Here is a 15535-nt window from a genome sequence, read left to right as displayed (position 1 = left end):
CCAAGCCTCCCTGCCGCACCAGCGGCAGGGATTCCGGATACTACCCGGCACGCCGAAAGCGGCCCCCTCGTCTCGCCAAAGTCGTGGGGCCGCTCTCGTCTGCCAGAACCTCACAGAACTGGAGACACCCAGCATGACCCAACCCACCCCCATCCGGCGAGAGCGCGGCCACCGGCCGCTCTTACTGGACCTGTTCTGCTGCGCCGGCGGCGCCGGAACCGGCTACCACCGCGCCGGGTTCGACGTCATCGGCGTCGACATCATCGACCGCCCCAACTATCCGTTCACGTTCGTCCGGGCGGATGCTCTCGACTACCTCGCCGCCCTGATCGCGTCGGGGGAGATCGGCCGGTTCGCGGCCGTGCACACCTCCCCGCCGTGCCAGGCCGGATGCGCGCTCACCATCGGCACCAACAAGTCGCGCGGCTGGGGACGTGACCACGTCCAGCTCATCCCCGAACTGCGCACCCTGCTGGACGCCACCGGCCTCCCGTACGTCATCGAGCAACCCACCGGCAAAGCGCCCGTGCGGCGGGACGTGTGGCTGTGCGGGGAGATGTTCAGACTCGGTGTCCTACGGCATCGCAACTTCGAACTGGGCGGCTGGACCATGCCGCAGCCGGTGCACCCGAAGCACAGGGGGTACGTGCGCGGCTACCGGCACGGCGTCTACCGGGACGGCCCCTACGTCGCCCCGTACGGCGCTGGCGGCGGTAAGGCCACCGTCCCGGAGATGCAGACCGCCATGGGCATCACGTGGACCGACGTGCGCGAGGAACTGACCGAGGCCATCCCCCCGGCGTTCTCCGAGCACATCGGCCGCGCCCTGCTCACCGCTGTCCGTCCGGTGGGGGTGGCCGCGTGAACGGCCGTCTCCTGAACGGCGCGCTGGACGCGGCCGAGCGCGGGTGGCACGTCTTCCCGCTCCGCCCCCGCGACAAGCGGCCCGCCCTCCACGGCGAGACCGCCTGCCCCGGCATCGGCGACTGCGCGAGCGGGCACCGGAAGTGGGAGCAGCGGGCCACCACCGACCGCGACCGCATCCGCAAGGCGTGGTCGGCGGGGGCGTTCAACGTCGGTCTGGCCACGGGCCCGTCCGGGTTGGTCGTGGTGGACCTGGACCCGGTCAAGGCGAAGGACCCGAAAGGGACGCCTGACGGCGTGACTTCCCTGCAAGCGCTCTGCGAGCGCGCCGGGCAGACCGTCCCCGCCACCTACCGGACCCGGACCGCGTCCGGTGGACACCACCTGTACTTCACCGCCCCGGACGGGGTCCGGCTCGGCAACAGCGCGGGCAGGCTCGGCAAGCACATCGACACCCGCGCCCACGGCGGCTACGTCGTCGCGGCCGGGAGCGTCCTCGCGCACGGTGCGTACGAGGTGGTTGACCCCACCGAGCCTGTACCGCTCCCGGAATGGCTGCACGCCCTCCTGACGCTCCGTCAGGCCCCCCGGGCATTGACGGCTGCACCTGTGCCGGTTCGGGCCTCCAGGTACGCCGCAGCGGCTCTCAGGGCCGAAACGGCGGCCGTGGCCGGGGCTGGGGAGGGTGTGCGGAACTGGACGCTGGTGAGGGCCGCACGGGCGTTGGGGCGGTTCATCCCGTCCGGCGACCTCGCCCGCAGTGAGGTGGAGCAGGCTCTTAATTCGGCGGGATTGGCGGCCGGACTCCGCGAGAACGAGTGCCGCGCCGCCGTGACCAGCGCTCTGAACTGGTCCATCGCCAACAACCCCGGGCGGCCGGCATGACCACCGCCCCGAACCCTCGCCTTAAGAGCCTGCCTGTCACCCCGAACAGCCCGCAGGTCGCCAACCGGGCCGCAGGACCGGCCGGTGGTGGCGTGCCGAAGGTCGTCGGCCGTCAGGCCATCCGCGTTGCTGTTCTCCCTGACCCGCGCACGGTCACGGTGACCGGCATCCGCCCCGGTCTCGCGGTGCGCGGGCTCGGCCGCAACCAGATCCCCGCCGCCGACTGGCTCTGCGCCTGCGGCCACCACGAACGCGCCCGGGGCCGAGACCGCGTCACCGACCTCACCACCCGCGCCCGCGTCGACCACTGCCCGCACACCGAGCAGCACCGGAGGAACGCCGCATGAACCCCGACCAGCAGACCAAGGCACCCATCGACGGTGCTGCCCTGCTCGATGAACTGGAGGCGTTCCACCGCCGGTTCAACGTGTTCCCCACCGAGTCCGCCTACGTCGCGGTCGCCCTGTGGGACGCGCACGCCCACCTGATCGACTGCTTCGAGACCACCCCGCGCATTGCGTTCCTCTCCCCGGAACCGGGGTCGGGGAAGTCGCGGGCGCTGGAGATCGTGGAACTCCTCACCCCCCGGCCCATGAGCACGGTGTCCGCGTCCGCGAACGCTCTGTACCGGCTGGTCGACTCCGCCGAGGGACTGCCCACCGTCCTGTTCGACGAGGTCGACACCATCTTCGGGCCCAAGGCCGGGGCGGACGAGGCGCTGCGCGGGTTCCTGAACGCCGGATACCGGCGTATCGGCGGGGCCCTGCGGTGCGTCGGGGACGGCTCCAACCAGAACGCCCAGGTGTTCGGCTCGTACTGCGCGGTCGCCATGGCGGGGCTCGGTTCCCTCCCCGACACGGTGCTGACGCGGTCGGTCATCATCCGGATGCGGAAGCGGGCCCCCAACGAGAAGGTCGAGTCCTACCGTCAGCGCGTCCACGAGAAGCAAGGCCACGCCCTGCGCGACCGGATCGCGAAGTGGGCCGACACCGTCCGCGACCAGGTCGCCAACGCGTGGCCTGAGATGCCCGAAGGGGTCACCGACCGGCCCGCCGACGTGTGGGAGCCGCTGCTCGCCGTCGCGGACGCGGCCGGCGGAACCTGGCCCGCACGGGCCCGGGCCGCGTGCCTGGACCTGATCAACGCTGGTCAGGACAACGACGAAGCGTCATTGGGTGTCCGGCTGCTGACCGACCTGCGCGACACGGTGTTCTGCGGTGCGGACCGCGTGCCCACGGCCGTCATCCTCGAAATCCTGCTCCGCATGGACGACGCCCCCTGGGGTGACCTGGACGACAAGCCGCTGAACTCCCGGACGCTCGCCAAGCTGCTGGGGCAGTACGTCACCCCGGCTATCAAGCCCATCAAGCCGCGTGGCATCCGCACCCCCGCCGGCACCCCTAAGGGCTATTACGCGGAAGACCTCACGGACGCCTGGACGCGGTACTGCCCCCCGCCCCCTGAGGAATCCGCAACGTCCGCCACGTCCGCCACACCGCAGGTCAGCGGGGGTGAATCCGTGGCGGATACCGCCACACCCATCCGCCACACGCCTGCGGAAACCGCCACACCGCTCCTCCCGGTCGCGGGCTGACCCCCAGCGCCACCAGGTGCCGTCACACGACCGCGTGTGGCGGCACCTATCCGCCACACGACCGCCATCCGCCACAAACACAGGCCCCTGACCTGCGATGTGGCGGCGTGGCGGACGTTGCGGATTCTCCAGAAGGGGGCGGGAAGCCCCCGGTGCCTCACCGCCAAGGAGTCACGCCCGATGGGCAACCTTGCTCACGCCAGCCGCAGGCTTACCGCCGTGCCCACCCCCGCCAGACGTTCGCCGTTGGAGGAGACCTACCTGAACGTCAAGGCTCTCGCCAAGCTGCTGGGGACCACCGAGCGGTTTCCGCGCCGCCTCGTAGCGGAGCGACGCATCCGGTACCTGAAGGTCGGTACCCATGTGCGCTTCCCGGCGAGCGCCGTCGAAGAGTTCCTTGCCACCAACACCGTTGAACCGATCCGGCCCCGTCGCCGCATGAGGAGGGCCGCTTGATGGCCAAGCGCAAGAAGAGCGCCAAGACGATGACGATGCGTCGCTTCGGCGCAGTCAGGCAGTACCGGTCCGGACGCTGGACCGCCTCCTATCTGGACCCCGCCGGGGAGCGCCGCCGGGCACCGGAGACGTTCGAGACGAAGACCGATGCCGAGGTCTGGCTCTCGCAGGTCGAAGCGGACATGACCCGCGACGCGTGGCGAGACCCGGACGCCGGCGCGGTGAACTTCGAGGAATACGCGACGAAGTGGGTGGTGGAACGGGGCGTCGCGCCCCTCACAGAGGAGCTGTACAACCGGCTGCTCAGGCTCCATCTGGTCCCTGCGTTCGGTGGGTTCGACCTGGACGAGATCACCCCGCCGCGCGTACGGGAGTGGCGGGCGGAGCGCCTGACCGCCACGGGCGCTACGACCGTCGCGAAGTCCTACCGGCTGCTGAAAGCCATCCTGGGGACCGCGACCGACGACGAACTGATCCGCCGGAACCCCTGCCGCATTCGCGGTGCCGGAAAAGAGGTCTCGCAGTCGGGCCAGGTGGCGACCGTCGCCCAGGTCGACGCACTCGCGGACGCCATCGGCATCCGGTGGCGCTTGATGGTCTACCTCGGTGCCTACGGCCCCATGAGGCCGGAGGAACAGGCGGAGCTGCGACGGAAGGACGTGGACGTGGACAACGTCACCATCGTCGTTCGCAAGGCCGCCCCGGAGCTGGCGACGGGCAAGCGTGCCGAGGGGCCGACGAAGTCGGAGGCCGGGAAGCGCGTGGTTGTCCTGCCGGAGTTCCTGCGGAAAGACCTTCAGCGCCACATGGACTGGTACGCGGAGAAGGGAGCGGAAGGACTCCTGTTCGTCGGGGAGAAGGGCAAGCCGTTCCGCCGCTCCACCTTCGGGCGGAAGTGGCGCAAGGCGCGGACCACGGTCGGGCTCCCGGAGAACTTCCGCTTCTACGACCTCCGGCACACCGGACACACCCTCTCCACCCGATCGGGCGCGACACTCAAGGACACGATGGTGCGCGCCGGCCAGTCGACGGAGAAGGCCGCCCTGATCTATCAGCACTCCGACCACGAGCGTCAGAAGGAGGTGGCGGGCGGGCTGGACCGGATCGTGCGCAAGGCCCGCGACAAGGCGCGCGAGGAGCGCGAAAAGGGGTCAGGTGGTGCGTAGGTGGTGCAAGGCGCTTAGGGAGGTCTAGACAACGACGAACCCCCAGGCCGATGACCTGGGGGTTCGTGGAAGAGCGGGTGACGAGAATCGAACTCGCGCTCTGAGCTTGGGAAGCTCATGTTCTACCATTAAACTACACCCGCGAAGCGTGCCGATGATCGGCGCTGCATCGTCACACACTGTACCCCATGTCAGGCCCCCGGTGGATGAGCCGTGGGGCCTGACTGCGTCGGGGGCCGGGCCGCAGGTGGGGTGGACGCGGTTGTGGTGGGCGGTAGTTGGGGGCGTAGCGTGCGGGGGCGGAGTGCCGGTTGTGGTGGCGTCCTGTTCATCCCCTAATGTGGCGGTCTCGTCCATATGCGGTTGGGGAAGGGACTTGATGGAGTCGATGGAGCGCACCGTCGTCCGCTGTGCCGAAGGGCACGTTTTCGCTACCTCGTCGTTCCCGATGCAGCAGCTCGGGGCCGACCGGATCGGGCCGGGGCGGTTGATCCGCTGCCCCCGGTGCGCCCGGTTGCGGCAGGCCGTTCCTGTGGGGTTCGAGAAGCGGTAAGGAAGCGAGGGCGGAAGGCACGGGCCGCCGGTCCGGTTGGGGTGGGGTCGTGCCTTCTGCGTATCCTCGGGGCGTGCTTCTCTCAGACAAGGACATCCGGGCCGAGATCGACGCCGGGCGAGTCCGTATCGATCCGTACGACCCTTCGATGGTGCAGCCGTCGAGCATCGACGTGCGGCTGGACCGCTACTTCCGGGTGTTCGAGAACCACCGGTACCCGCACATCGACCCCGCCGTCGAACAGCCCGACCTGACGCGGACCGTCGAGCCGGAGGGCGATGAGGCGTTCATCCTGCACCCCGGGGAGTTCGTGCTGGCGTCCACGTACGAGGTGATCTCGCTCCCCGACGACCTGGCCTCGCGGCTGGAGGGGAAGAGTTCGCTCGGGCGGCTCGGTCTGGTGACGCACTCGACGGCCGGGTTCATCGACCCCGGGTTCTCCGGGCACGTGACCCTGGAGCTGTCGAACCTCGCGACCCTCCCCATAAAGCTCTGGCCGGGCATGAAGATCGGGCAGCTGTGCCTGTTCAAGCTGACCTCGTCCGCCGAGTTCCCCTACGGCTCCGAGCGGTACGAGTCGCGGTACCAGGGGCAGCGGGGGCCCACGGCCTCACGGTCGTTCCAGAACTTCCATCGGACTCAGGTGTGATCAATCGTGGCCAGTGACGTGCGGGAAAACCTTACCTACGAGGGCTTCGGGCGCGCCGTGCGCGAGCTGGCCCAGGCCGTCGCCGACGACGGGTACGAGCCCGATGTCGTGCTGAGCATCGCGCGGGGTGGGGTGTTCGTCGCGGGCGGGCTCGCTTACGCCCTCGACTGCAAGAACATCCATCTGGTCAATGTGGAGTTCTATACCGGGGTCGGGACCACCCTGGAGATGCCCGTCATGCTGGCGCCCGTCCCCAACGCGATCGACTTCTCCGACAAGAAGGTTCTGATCGCCGATGATGTCGCCGATACGGGCAAGACCCTCAAGCTCGTCCATGACTTCTGCGTCGACCACGTCGCCGAGGTCCGCAGCGCCGTCATCTACGAGAAGTCCCACTCCCTCGTGAAGTGCGAGTACGTGTGGAAGAAGACCGATCAATGGATCAACTTCCCGTGGAGTGTCGAGAAGCCCGTCGTGCGGCGGGACGGGCAGGTTCTCGACGCGTGATCCCTCTACGTACGTAGTACGTACGTGAGAAGGCCCCCGGAGCGCAGTACGCGCCCGGGGGCCTTCTCACGGCCGTCCCAGCCTCAGATCGTGCCCAGCTTGATGATCGACAGCAGCGCCAGAAGCTGGATCGCCGACGCTCCCAGCGCCTTCGGCCACGGCAGGTCGTGCGACTTGCTCACCATCGACGTGAACAGCGCGCCGGCCGCCAGCCAGGTCAGCCAGCCCACGATCTGGACCAGGGAGTTCTCGCCGCCCAGGAAGAGGGCGAAGACCAGGCGCGGGGCGTCCGTGATCGACATGATCAGCATCGACAGGCCCACCGTCGGCTGCCACGAACCCGTGCCGCCGAGCTGGCGGGCCAGGGCGTTGGTCACCGCGCCGAGGACCAGGCCGCCGATGACGAAGCCGACGCCGGTGAAGAGGACGTACGGGATGGCCGTCGAGATCGTCGCGTTGATCGCTTCTTCGCGGGCCTGGTCGAAGCCGAACAGGGCGAGCAGGCCGTAGAGGAACGTGACGATCAGCGCCGGGCCCCAGACCGCGTAGTCCCGCATCTGCCAGAACGTCGGTCCTGGGCGCGTCACGATGCCGGTCAGCAGCGCCTTCCACGGCAGGCGCGGGCCGGCGGGCTGGGCGGGGGCGGAGCCGGCGCGGTAGGTGTCGCCGTCGCCGTACGGGGACTCGTCGATGCTGAACGCCTGCGTGTGACCCGGGTTGTTGGCGTACGGGTCGTGGGGGGCGGGGTCGCCGGCGTACGGGTCGCCGAAGTACTCCGGCTCGCCGTGGCCGCCGCGCGTCCCGTTGGGGCCCTGGCCGGGGCCGCCGTGGTGCCCGCCGTGTCTGCCGTCGTGTCCGTTGCCCGCGTAGCCGCCGCCGTTGTTGTACGGGGTGCCCTGCGGCGCTCCTCCGTACTGCGGGGGCGCCGCGCCTCCTGCCGTCGGCCACGGCTGACCTCCGTACGGCGGCTGTGGTGCTTGCCCTCCGTACGGCTGCTGCCGCTGCTGCTGCGGTTGTTGCGGGGTGCGGTTGTCCCGGCCGCGTCCGATCCTGAATCCAGCCACCCATCGAACGTACCTGGTCCCCGCTGTCGGGGAGCGGGGCCGGGGGAACCCGTGCGCCATTGCGGCCGAGCTGTGACATCCCCTAGGGGGAGTTCCTCCGGGTTCAGGGGAGGAACAGGGCCGTGGAGAACGTCAGGACCGGGTCGTCCGTGTTCCCCGCCGCGTACAGCGCCACCAGGTCCTCGCGTTCGCCACGGTGGTACGTCCTCCGTACCACCGTGTCCGCCTTCTTGTCGCCGTCGAAGTCGCCGTGCGAGAGGAGAGTGGTGCGGGTGGTGTCCTTCGTGCTCTCGGTGCTCTTGTTGCCCTTGGTGCGCAGGGGGGCCTCGGGGAGCTTCTCCGCCGGGAAGGTGTACGCGCCGCCCGGGTGTGCCGGGCCGTCCGCGGAGCCCAGCAGCAGGGTGCCCTTGGCCGCCTTGCCGGGCGTGCGCGGGCGTGCGGTGGCGACGAGGTCGTCGTAGCCGTCGCCGTCGGTGTCGGCCTTCGGCTCGGGGGCGTAGAGGTACGGGGTGCCGTCCGGCAGCAGTTCCGCGCCGGCCGGGGCCCCGGCGCGGGTGAAGGGGCCGCGCAGGAAGGAGATCCGGCCGTCGCTCGCGGTGACCGCGAGGTCGGTGCTGCCGTCGCCGTCGAAGTCGCCGCAGAGCGGGTGCTCGGGCCACTCCTTGCCGTACCGCGCCTGCGCCGGGATCCGTACCGTGACCGCCTTGCCGGTCAGGCCCTCCGGCGCGCCGAACAGGATCTGGAGGGGGACGGGCGGGGCGCCGACGCCGTTGTACGGGGGGTCGGTGGAGACGGTCAGGTCCGTGAAGCCGTCCCGGTCCAGGTCGCAGGCGGCCTCCGCGTCGAACGCGGCGGGCACGGTGTCGCCGGACTTCGCCGCGTTGGCGCTGGCGTTCAGCAACTGGCGGGCGGCCGGGTCCAGGGGGCTGTCCTCGGTGCCGTACACGATGCCTATGCCCGCGTCGTCGCCGTGCAGGTCCTCGGGGGCCTTCACCAGGTCGTTGATGACCAGGTCCGGGCGGCCGTCGCCGTTGAAGTCGTACGGGACACGGCTGCCCTCGCCGCGCGGGACGGGGAGGGCGGGGACCGGTGCGCTGTCGCCGTTCTTCGCGTCGGCGGCGGAGGGGGACGGGTCGGCGGCCGAGGAGCTGTCGCAGCCCGTGAGCACCAGCAGCAGACCCACGCAGCCTGCGGCGAGGGCGGCCGCGGCCTTGGTGGTGGTCGTTGCCGCTGCTGCTGTTGCCTTCGGGTGCGTGATGCGTGTGCGCACGGGCCCTCGTTCGTCGCTCGTCGCTCGTCGCTCGTCGCTCGTCGCTCGTCGCTCGTCGCTCGTTGTTCGTCGTACGTGGTGGGGGTCGGCCGGTCGCCGGTGCGGGCGTGTTCTCCGGGGCACATGATGCTCCAGATACGTCCGCGCGTACATGTCGGGGCTCACACACGGCGGCCGGCCTCGGGTACGGAGAACTCGGGTACGGAAAAGCGGCCGGTCCTGCCCCCGAGGCAGGTCCGGCCGCTCATCACGCCGATGCGTTACGTCACTTTGCCGGTTCCGGCTCCGGTGCGTCCACCTGCTCCGGGTCGCCGGTCGGGTCGACGGGCGTCTTCACCGACTCCAGGAGGAGCTGCGAGACGTCCACGACCTGGATGGACTCCTTGGCCTGGCCGTCGTTCTTCTTGCCGTTGACCGAGTCGGTCAGCATGACGAGGCAGAACGGGCAGGCGGTGGAGACGATGTCCGGGTTGAGGGCGAGGGCCTCGTCGACGCGCTCGTTGTTGACGCGCTTGCCGATCCGCTCCTCCATCCACATCCGGGCACCACCGGCGCCGCAGCAGAAGCCGCGTTCCTTGTGGCGGTGCATCTCCTCGTTCCGCAGGCCCGGGACCTTCGCGATGATCTCGCGCGGCGGGGTGTAGATCTTGTTGTGGCGGCCCAGGTAGCACGGGTCGTGGTACGTGATCAGGCCCTCGACCGGGGTCACCGGGATCAGCTTGCCCTCGTCGATGAGGTGCTGGAGAAGCTGCGTGTGGTGGATGACCTCGTACTCGCCGCCGAGCTGCGGGTACTCGTTGGCGATCGTGTTGAAGCAGTGCGGGCAGGTCGCGACGATCTTCTTCGACGACTTGGGCTTCTTCGTCGTCCCGTCACCTTCTTCACCTTCGGCGGAGTCCTCGCCAAACGCCATGTTCAGCATCGCGACGTTCTCCTGGCCGAGCTGCTGGAACAGCGGCTCGTTGCCCAGGCGGCGGGCGGAGTCACCCGTGCACTTCTCGTCGCCGCCCATGATCGCGAACTTGACGCCCGCGATGTGCAGCAGCTCCGCGAAGGCCTTGGTGGTCTTCTTGGCCCGGTCCTCCAGGGCGCCGGCGCAGCCGACCCAGTACAGGTAGTCGACCTCGGTGAGATCCTCGACGTCCTTGCCCACGATCGGGACCTCGAAGTCGACCTCCTTGGTCCACTCCACGCGCGCCTTCTTGGCCAGCCCCCAGGGGTTGCCCTTCTTCTCCAGGTTCTTGAGCATCGTGCCCGCCTCGGACGGGAACGCGGACTCGATCATCACCTGGTAGCGGCGCATGTCGACGATGTGGTCGATGTGCTCGATGTCGACCGGGCACTGCTCGACGCAGGCGCCGCAGGTGGTGCAGGACCACAGGACGTCCGGGTCGATGACGCCGTTCTCCTCGGCGGTGCCGATCAGCGGGCGCTCGGCCTCGGCGAGGGCGGCCGCGGGGACGTCCTTGAGCTGCTCCTCGGTGGCCTTCTCGTTGCCCTCCATGTCCTTGCCGCCGCCGGCGAGCAGGTAGGGCGCCTTGGCGTGCGCGTGGTCGCGCAGCGACATGATCAGGAGCTTCGGGGAGAGCGGCTTGCCGGTGTTCCAGGCGGGGCACTGCGACTGGCAGCGGCCGCACTCGGTGCAGGTGGAGAAGTCGAGGATGCCCTTCCAGGAGAACTGCTCGACCTGGGAGACACCGAAGACGGCGTCCTCGGCCGGGTCCTCCCAGTCGATCTCCTTGCCGCCGGTCGTCATTGGCTGGAGTGCGCCGAGCGCGACGTCGCCGTCGGCGTTCCGCTTGAACCAGATGTTCGGGAAGCCGAGGAAGCGGTGCCAGGCGACACCCATGTTGGTGTTGAGCGAGACCGTGATCATCCAGATCAGCGAGGTGCCGATCTTGATCATCGCGGTGAAGTAGATGAGCGTCTGGAGCGTGCTGATGCTCAGGCCCTTGAAGGCGAGGACCAGCGGGTACGACACGAAGTACGCGGCGCCGTAGCTGTCGACGTGGTGGATCGCGCCCTCAAGGCCGCGCAGCGTGAGGATCGCGAGGCCGATGATCAGGATGATGTACTCGACGAAGTACGCCTGCCAGGCCTTCGAGCCGGCGAAGCGCGACTTGCGGCCGGCCCGGGACGGCAGGTTCAGCAGCCGGATCACCATCAGCGCGACGATGCCGACGACCGTCATCAGGCCGATGAACTCGATGTACATCTCGAACGGCAGGAACGTGCCGATGAACGGCAGCACCCAGTCGGCCTGGAAGAGCTGTCCGTACGCCTGGAGCAGCGTCGGCGGCAGCGTCAGGAAGCCGATCGCGACGAACCAGTGCGCGAAGCCGACGATGCCCCACCGGTTCATCCGGGTGTGGCCGAGGAACTCCTTGACCAGCGTGATCGTGCGGGCCTTGGGGTCGTCGGTGCGGCTGCCTGCTGGTACCGGCTGTCCGAGACGGACGAAGCGGTAGATCTGCGCGACGGCTCGGGTGATGAGCGCAACGCCGACGACCGTCAGCACCAGCGACACGATGATCGCGGCGAGTTGCATTTCGGGGCTCCTCGGGCCTGCGAGAGCGGGATCCAGTTACGACTGCCCACTACTACTAAGCAGTAACTTAATTAGTCTGTGCTGACACTATCCACTTAGTCCACCCGGCTGTAGCCGGGCGGGCGGTGATCTGTGTCGCTCAGGTGTGCCTTGGTTGTGCCGTGATGAGGCGGGCCTTCCGGAGCGCCGTCCGCAGGGGGTTGCGTACGGCTTCCGCCAGGATCGCCAGGTCGCGTACCACTCCATGGTGCTCTGCGTAGTGCTGGTCCAGCAGGGCGGGGTCGTCCCACGGCAGGCCGGAGCGGGCGCGCACCTGCGCCAGTCCGGTCAGTCCCGGCCGCAGCTCGTGCCGCCACTGCCGGGCCCCCGGCCACGCCGCGCGAGGGTCGCCCGGTGCCAGGGGGGCCGGTCCTACGAGGGAGAGGTCGCCCCGGACGACCTGGGGGAGCCGGGAGAGCAGGTCGAGCCGGAGCCGGCGGGTGCGCAGGGTGCGCAGCGTGAAGACCCGGCCGCCCAGGCCCGTACGGGGAGTCCGCTCCCATACGTTGCCGGGGCCCCGGCGGAGGGCGAGGGCCAGGGCCCCGAGGGTGATGGCGGGGGCGGCCGTGATCAGGAGGGCGGTGCCGAGGGTCAGGTCCAGCACCCTTTTAGGTGACGCGCGAAGGGTGAGGCGGTCCGCGAGGTGGCCGACCCGGTCGGTGAGGCCGGCGAGGTGTGCGGCGGGGCGGGAGGGGAAGTGGCCTCGGGCGGTGCCGGGGGCGGGGTGGGGGCGCTTTCGGGGGGCGGGGGGCTCGGTGGCGTACGCGTACGGGATCGAGGGCGCGGGCGGTGGGGGTGGCGGGGGCGTCCCGGGGCCGGGCATGGCTTCGGGGCGGGGCTGGGGCTGTTCCCTCCGACCCTGCCGGCCCTGTTGCGCCTGCTGTGCGTGCTGTGCCTGCTGTGCCTGCTCTCCCGACCGCCTCTGCCGCTGCCTCTTCCTCTGGTTCTTCTGTCGCACGCGCCGCTGTCTCGCGTTCCGCATCGCGCCCGCCCGGGGTTCGGAGTCCGATGGAGTGCCTGATGAGTGCCTGATGGAGTGCCTGATGGAGTGCCTGTGCCAGCCGATCGATGGCGTTTGCGACCGTCTCGCGGCATTTTGTGACAGAACGATCCCACGGTGGGATGGTGGGTCGGGGGAGCGGCGCGATGGTGACGCGTACCGGCACCTAAGTTGAGTGGGGTCGACTCAGGTCTGTTGACTCCGGGACCGGTGTCGTGCATCCTTGAGTCAGATCCACTCAAGTAGTCAGTTGGAGGAATTGAAATGGCACGTGCGGTCGGCATCGACCTGGGCACGACTAACTCCGTCGTCAGCGTTCTCGAAGGCGGCGAGCCCACCGTCATCACCAACGCCGAAGGCGCCAGGACCACGCCGTCCGTCGTCGCCTTCGCCAAGAACGGCGAGGTGCTGGTCGGCGAGGTGGCCAAGCGTCAGGCGGTCACCAACGTCGACAGGACCATCCGCTCCGTCAAGCGCCACATGGGCACTGACTGGAAGATCGAGATCGACGGCAAGGGCTTCAACCCGCAGCAGATGAGCGCCTTCATCCTGCAGAAGCTGAAGCGCGACGCCGAGTCCTACCTGGGCGAGAAGGTGGCCGACGCGGTCATCACCGTCCCGGCGTACTTCAACGACTCCGAGCGTCAGGCGACCAAGGAGGCCGGTGAGATCGCGGGCCTCAACGTCCTGCGCATCGTCAACGAGCCGACCGCCGCCGCCCTGGCGTACGGCCTGGACAAGGACGACCAGACGATCCTCGTCTTCGACCTCGGTGGCGGCACCTTCGACGTGTCGCTCCTGGAGATCGGTGACGGCGTCGTCGAGGTGAAGGCCACCAACGGTGACAACCACCTCGGTGGTGACGACTGGGACCAGCGCGTCGTCGACTACCTGGTGAAGCAGTTCGCCAACGGGCACGGCGTGGACCTGTCCAAGGACAAGATGGCTCTCCAGCGTCTCCGCGAGGCCGCGGAGAAGGCGAAGATCGAGCTCTCGTCCTCGACCGAGACCACGATCAACCTGCCCTACATCACGGCGTCCGCCGAGGGCCCGCTGCACCTGGACGAGAAGCTCACGCGCTCGCAGTTCCAGCAGCTCACCTCGGACCTCCTGGACCGCTGCAAGACCCCGTTCCACAACGTCATCAAGGACGCGGGCATCCAGCTCTCCGAGATCGACCACGTCGTTCTCGTCGGTGGCTCCACCCGTATGCCGGCCGTCGCCGAGCTCGTCAAGGAGCTGACCGGTGGCCAGGACGCCAACAAGGGTGTGAACCCGGACGAGGTCGTCGCCATCGGCGCCTCGCTCCAGGCCGGTGTCCTCAAGGGCGAGGTCAAGGACGTCCTGCTCCTCGACGTCACCCCGCTGTCCCTCGGCATCGAGACCAAGGGAGGGATCATGACCAAGCTCATCGAGCGCAACACCACGATCCCGACCAAGCGTTCCGAGATCTTCACGACGGCCGAGGACAACCAGCCGTCCGTCCAGATCCAGGTCTACCAGGGCGAGCGCGAGATCGCGGCGTACAACAAGAAGCTCGGGATGTTCGAGCTGACCGGTCTGCCGCCGGCCCCGCGCGGTGTGCCGCAGATCGAGGTCGCCTTCGACATCGACGCCAACGGCATCATGCACGTCGCCGCCAAGGACCTCGGCACCGGCAAGGAGCAGAAGATGACCGTCACCGGCGGCTCCTCGCTGCCGAAGGACGAGGTCAACCGGATGCGCGAAGAGGCCGAGAAGTACGCGGAGGAGGACCACGCCCGCCGCGAGGCCGCCGAGTCGCGCAACCAGGGCGAGCAGCTCGTCTACCAGACGGAGAAGTTCCTCAAGGACAACGAGGACAAGGTCCCCGCGGACGTCAAGACGGAGGTGGAGACCGCTGTCGGCGAGCTGAAGGAGAAGCTCAAGGGCGAGGACACCGCCGAGATTCGTACGGCCACCGAGAAGGTCGCCGCCGTCTCCCAGAAGCTGGGCCAGGCGATGTACGCCAACGCCCAGGCCGAGGGTGCGGCGCCCGGCGCCGAGGCCCCGGGCGACGCCCAGGGCAAGGCCGATGACGATGTCGTCGACGCCGAGATCGTGGACGACGAGAAGGACACCAAGGGCGGTGCGGCGTGACCGAGGAGACTCCGGGCTTCGAGGAGAAGCCCGACGTCCCCTCCGGCGCCACCCCTGATGACGCCGAGCCGAAGGCCGCCGACCCCTCCGAGGAGGAGGCGGCGGCCCCGGCCGGGGACACCGACCAGACCGCCGGCCTGACCGCTCAGCTGGACCAGGTCCGTACGGCGCTCACCGAGCGCACCGCGGACCTCCAGCGGCTCCAGGCCGAGTACCAGAACTACCGCCGCCGCGTGGAGCGGGACCGGGTCACGGTCAAGGAGATCGCCGTCGCGAACCTCCTGTCCGAGCTCCTGCCCGTGCTCGACGACGTCGGCCGCGCCAGGGAGCACGGCGAGCTGGTGGGCGGCTTCAAGTCGGTCGCCGAATCGCTGGAGACGGTCGTCGCGAAGCTGGGCCTCCAGCAGTTCGGCAAGGAGGGCGAGCCCTTCGACCCGACGATCCACGAGGCCCTGATGCACAGCTACGCGCCGGACGTCACCGAGACGACCTGCGTGGCGATCCTCCAGCCGGGGTATCGCATCGGCGAGCGCACCATCCGCCCCGCGCGGGTGGCCGTCGCCGAGCCGCAGCCGGGCGCCACGCCCGCGGCGGCCAAGGAAGAGAAGACAGACGACGAGGAGAGCGGTGGCACCGAGGAGGTCTGACGGGAATCCGTCCGACCACCAGGGTGCACACCGACCGGTCCGGGGGGGGGGGCCCCCGCCCGGCCCCCCCCCCCCCCCCCCGCGGGGGGGGGGGGGCCGCCCCCCCCCCCGCGCCCATGTAGGGTAATGAAAAAACAAAAAGATAGTCGGGCCCCCACCCGCCCCCCCCCCCCCC

Annotated in this window: 13 protein-coding genes, 1 tRNA gene and 1 pseudogene; 10 read left to right on the top strand and 5 right to left on the bottom strand. The window is 69.4% G+C overall.

The window, feature by feature from the left end:
- Positions 1–133 precede the first annotated feature (133 nt).
- The 6 genes from ACFWRT_RS17605 to ACFWRT_RS17580 all read left to right on the top strand — a co-directional run bounded on the left by ACFWRT_RS17605 (position 134) and on the right by ACFWRT_RS17580 (position 4965).
- Entirely contained in the window at positions 134–865 is a 732-nt protein-coding gene (locus ACFWRT_RS17605) for a DNA cytosine methyltransferase (protein ID WP_380949738.1), read from the top strand.
- Positions 862–1749: a bifunctional DNA primase/polymerase gene (locus ACFWRT_RS17600; RefSeq protein ID WP_380949739.1), complete on the top strand. Its 888-nt coding sequence runs from the start codon at positions 862–864 to the stop codon at positions 1747–1749. The genes ACFWRT_RS17605 and ACFWRT_RS17600 overlap by 4 nt, the downstream gene beginning before the upstream one ends.
- Complete coding sequence (locus ACFWRT_RS17595) at positions 1746–2096, top strand: hypothetical protein (RefSeq protein WP_380949740.1); 351 nt, start codon at positions 1746–1748, stop codon at positions 2094–2096. Before ACFWRT_RS17600 ends, ACFWRT_RS17595 begins: the two co-directional genes overlap by 4 nt.
- Positions 2093–3343: a DUF3631 domain-containing protein gene (locus tag ACFWRT_RS17590; protein ID WP_380949741.1), complete on the top strand. Its 1251-nt coding sequence runs from the start codon at positions 2093–2095 to the stop codon at positions 3341–3343. Before ACFWRT_RS17595 ends, ACFWRT_RS17590 begins: the two co-directional genes overlap by 4 nt.
- A 246-nt stretch (positions 3344–3589) precedes the next feature.
- Positions 3590–3799 (top strand): excisionase family DNA-binding protein, encoded by a 210-nt coding sequence (locus tag ACFWRT_RS17585; RefSeq protein WP_073776313.1) that lies wholly within the window; start codon positions 3590–3592, stop codon positions 3797–3799.
- Positions 3799–4965 (top strand): tyrosine-type recombinase/integrase, encoded by a 1167-nt coding sequence (locus tag ACFWRT_RS17580; RefSeq protein WP_380949742.1) that lies wholly within the window; start codon positions 3799–3801, stop codon positions 4963–4965. The genes ACFWRT_RS17585 and ACFWRT_RS17580 overlap by 1 nt, the downstream gene beginning before the upstream one ends.
- A gap of 72 nt (positions 4966–5037) precedes the next feature.
- Here the strand turns inward: ACFWRT_RS17580 and ACFWRT_RS17575 are convergent.
- A tRNA-Gly gene (locus ACFWRT_RS17575) sits at positions 5038–5108 on the bottom strand.
- Positions 5109–5591: 483 nt separating this feature from the next.
- On the opposite strand from ACFWRT_RS17575, the gene dcd reads away from it, so the two are divergent.
- Complete coding sequence (dcd, locus tag ACFWRT_RS17570; protein ID WP_003967584.1) at positions 5592–6167, top strand: dCTP deaminase; 576 nt, start codon at positions 5592–5594, stop codon at positions 6165–6167.
- A gap of 6 nt (positions 6168–6173) precedes the next feature.
- Positions 6174–6674 (top strand): phosphoribosyltransferase, encoded by a 501-nt coding sequence (locus ACFWRT_RS17565; RefSeq protein WP_018514097.1) that lies wholly within the window; start codon positions 6174–6176, stop codon positions 6672–6674.
- Positions 6675–6757: 83 nt separating this feature from the next.
- On the opposite strand, the gene ACFWRT_RS17560 is transcribed toward ACFWRT_RS17565, so the two are convergent.
- From ACFWRT_RS17560 to ACFWRT_RS17545, 4 genes and pseudogenes are all read right to left on the bottom strand, one after another.
- Positions 6758–7738, bottom strand: coding sequence for a Yip1 family protein (locus tag ACFWRT_RS17560; protein ID WP_380949743.1), 981 nt, complete (start codon positions 7736–7738; stop codon positions 6758–6760).
- Between the two features lie 103 nt (positions 7739–7841).
- The gene (locus ACFWRT_RS17555; RefSeq protein WP_380949744.1) at positions 7842–9008 is read right to left on the bottom strand and encodes an FG-GAP repeat domain-containing protein; all 1167 of its coding nucleotides are present in this window, start codon (positions 9006–9008) and stop codon (positions 7842–7844) included.
- A 265-nt stretch (positions 9009–9273) separates the two neighbouring features.
- The gene (locus tag ACFWRT_RS17550; protein ID WP_380949745.1) at positions 9274–11556 is read right to left on the bottom strand and encodes a heterodisulfide reductase-related iron-sulfur binding cluster; all 2283 of its coding nucleotides are present in this window, start codon (positions 11554–11556) and stop codon (positions 9274–9276) included.
- Between the two features lie 95 nt (positions 11557–11651).
- Positions 11652–12418 (bottom strand): annotated as a pseudogene (locus ACFWRT_RS17545) (sugar transferase).
- Positions 12419–12859: 441 nt separating this feature from the next.
- On the opposite strand from ACFWRT_RS17545, the gene dnaK reads away from it, so the two are divergent.
- Both dnaK and grpE read left to right on the top strand, forming a co-directional pair.
- Positions 12860–14713 carry a molecular chaperone DnaK gene (dnaK, locus tag ACFWRT_RS17540; RefSeq protein WP_380949746.1) on the top strand — a complete coding sequence of 618 codons (1854 nt, stop codon included), beginning with the start codon at positions 12860–12862 and terminating at the stop codon, positions 14711–14713.
- Complete coding sequence (gene grpE, locus ACFWRT_RS17535; RefSeq protein ID WP_380949747.1) at positions 14710–15360, top strand: nucleotide exchange factor GrpE; 651 nt, start codon at positions 14710–14712, stop codon at positions 15358–15360. The genes dnaK and grpE overlap by 4 nt, the downstream gene beginning before the upstream one ends.
- Positions 15361–15535: the final 175 nt, after the last annotated feature.

Origin of the sequence: Streptomyces cyaneofuscatus (genome assembly GCF_042718795.1) — a bacterium.
In the GTDB taxonomy this organism is placed as follows: Bacteria; Actinomycetota; Actinomycetes; order Streptomycetales; family Streptomycetaceae; genus Streptomyces; species Streptomyces cyaneofuscatus_A.
Note: the sequence above shows the minus strand (reverse complement) of the source record. Positions and strands in the feature narration are given on the sequence as shown.

Bases quoted from the DNA above. Each gene is read 5' to 3' on its own strand.
- ACFWRT_RS17590 (WP_380949741.1), top strand. From the start codon at position 2,093: ATGAACCCCGACCAGCAGACCAAGGCACCCATCGACGGTGCTGCCCTG.
- ACFWRT_RS17580 (WP_380949742.1), top strand. From the start codon at position 3,799: ATGGCCAAGCGCAAGAAGAGCGCCAAGACGATGACGATGCGTCGCTTC.
- ACFWRT_RS17605 (WP_380949738.1), top strand. From the start codon at position 134: ATGACCCAACCCACCCCCATCCGGCGAGAGCGCGGCCACCGGCCGCTC.
- dnaK (WP_380949746.1), top strand. From the start codon at position 12,860: ATGGCACGTGCGGTCGGCATCGACCTGGGCACGACTAACTCCGTCGTC.
- ACFWRT_RS17550 (WP_380949745.1), bottom strand. From the start codon at position 11,556: ATGCAACTCGCCGCGATCATCGTGTCGCTGGTGCTGACGGTCGTCGGC.
- ACFWRT_RS17595 (WP_380949740.1), top strand. From the start codon at position 1,746: ATGACCACCGCCCCGAACCCTCGCCTTAAGAGCCTGCCTGTCACCCCG.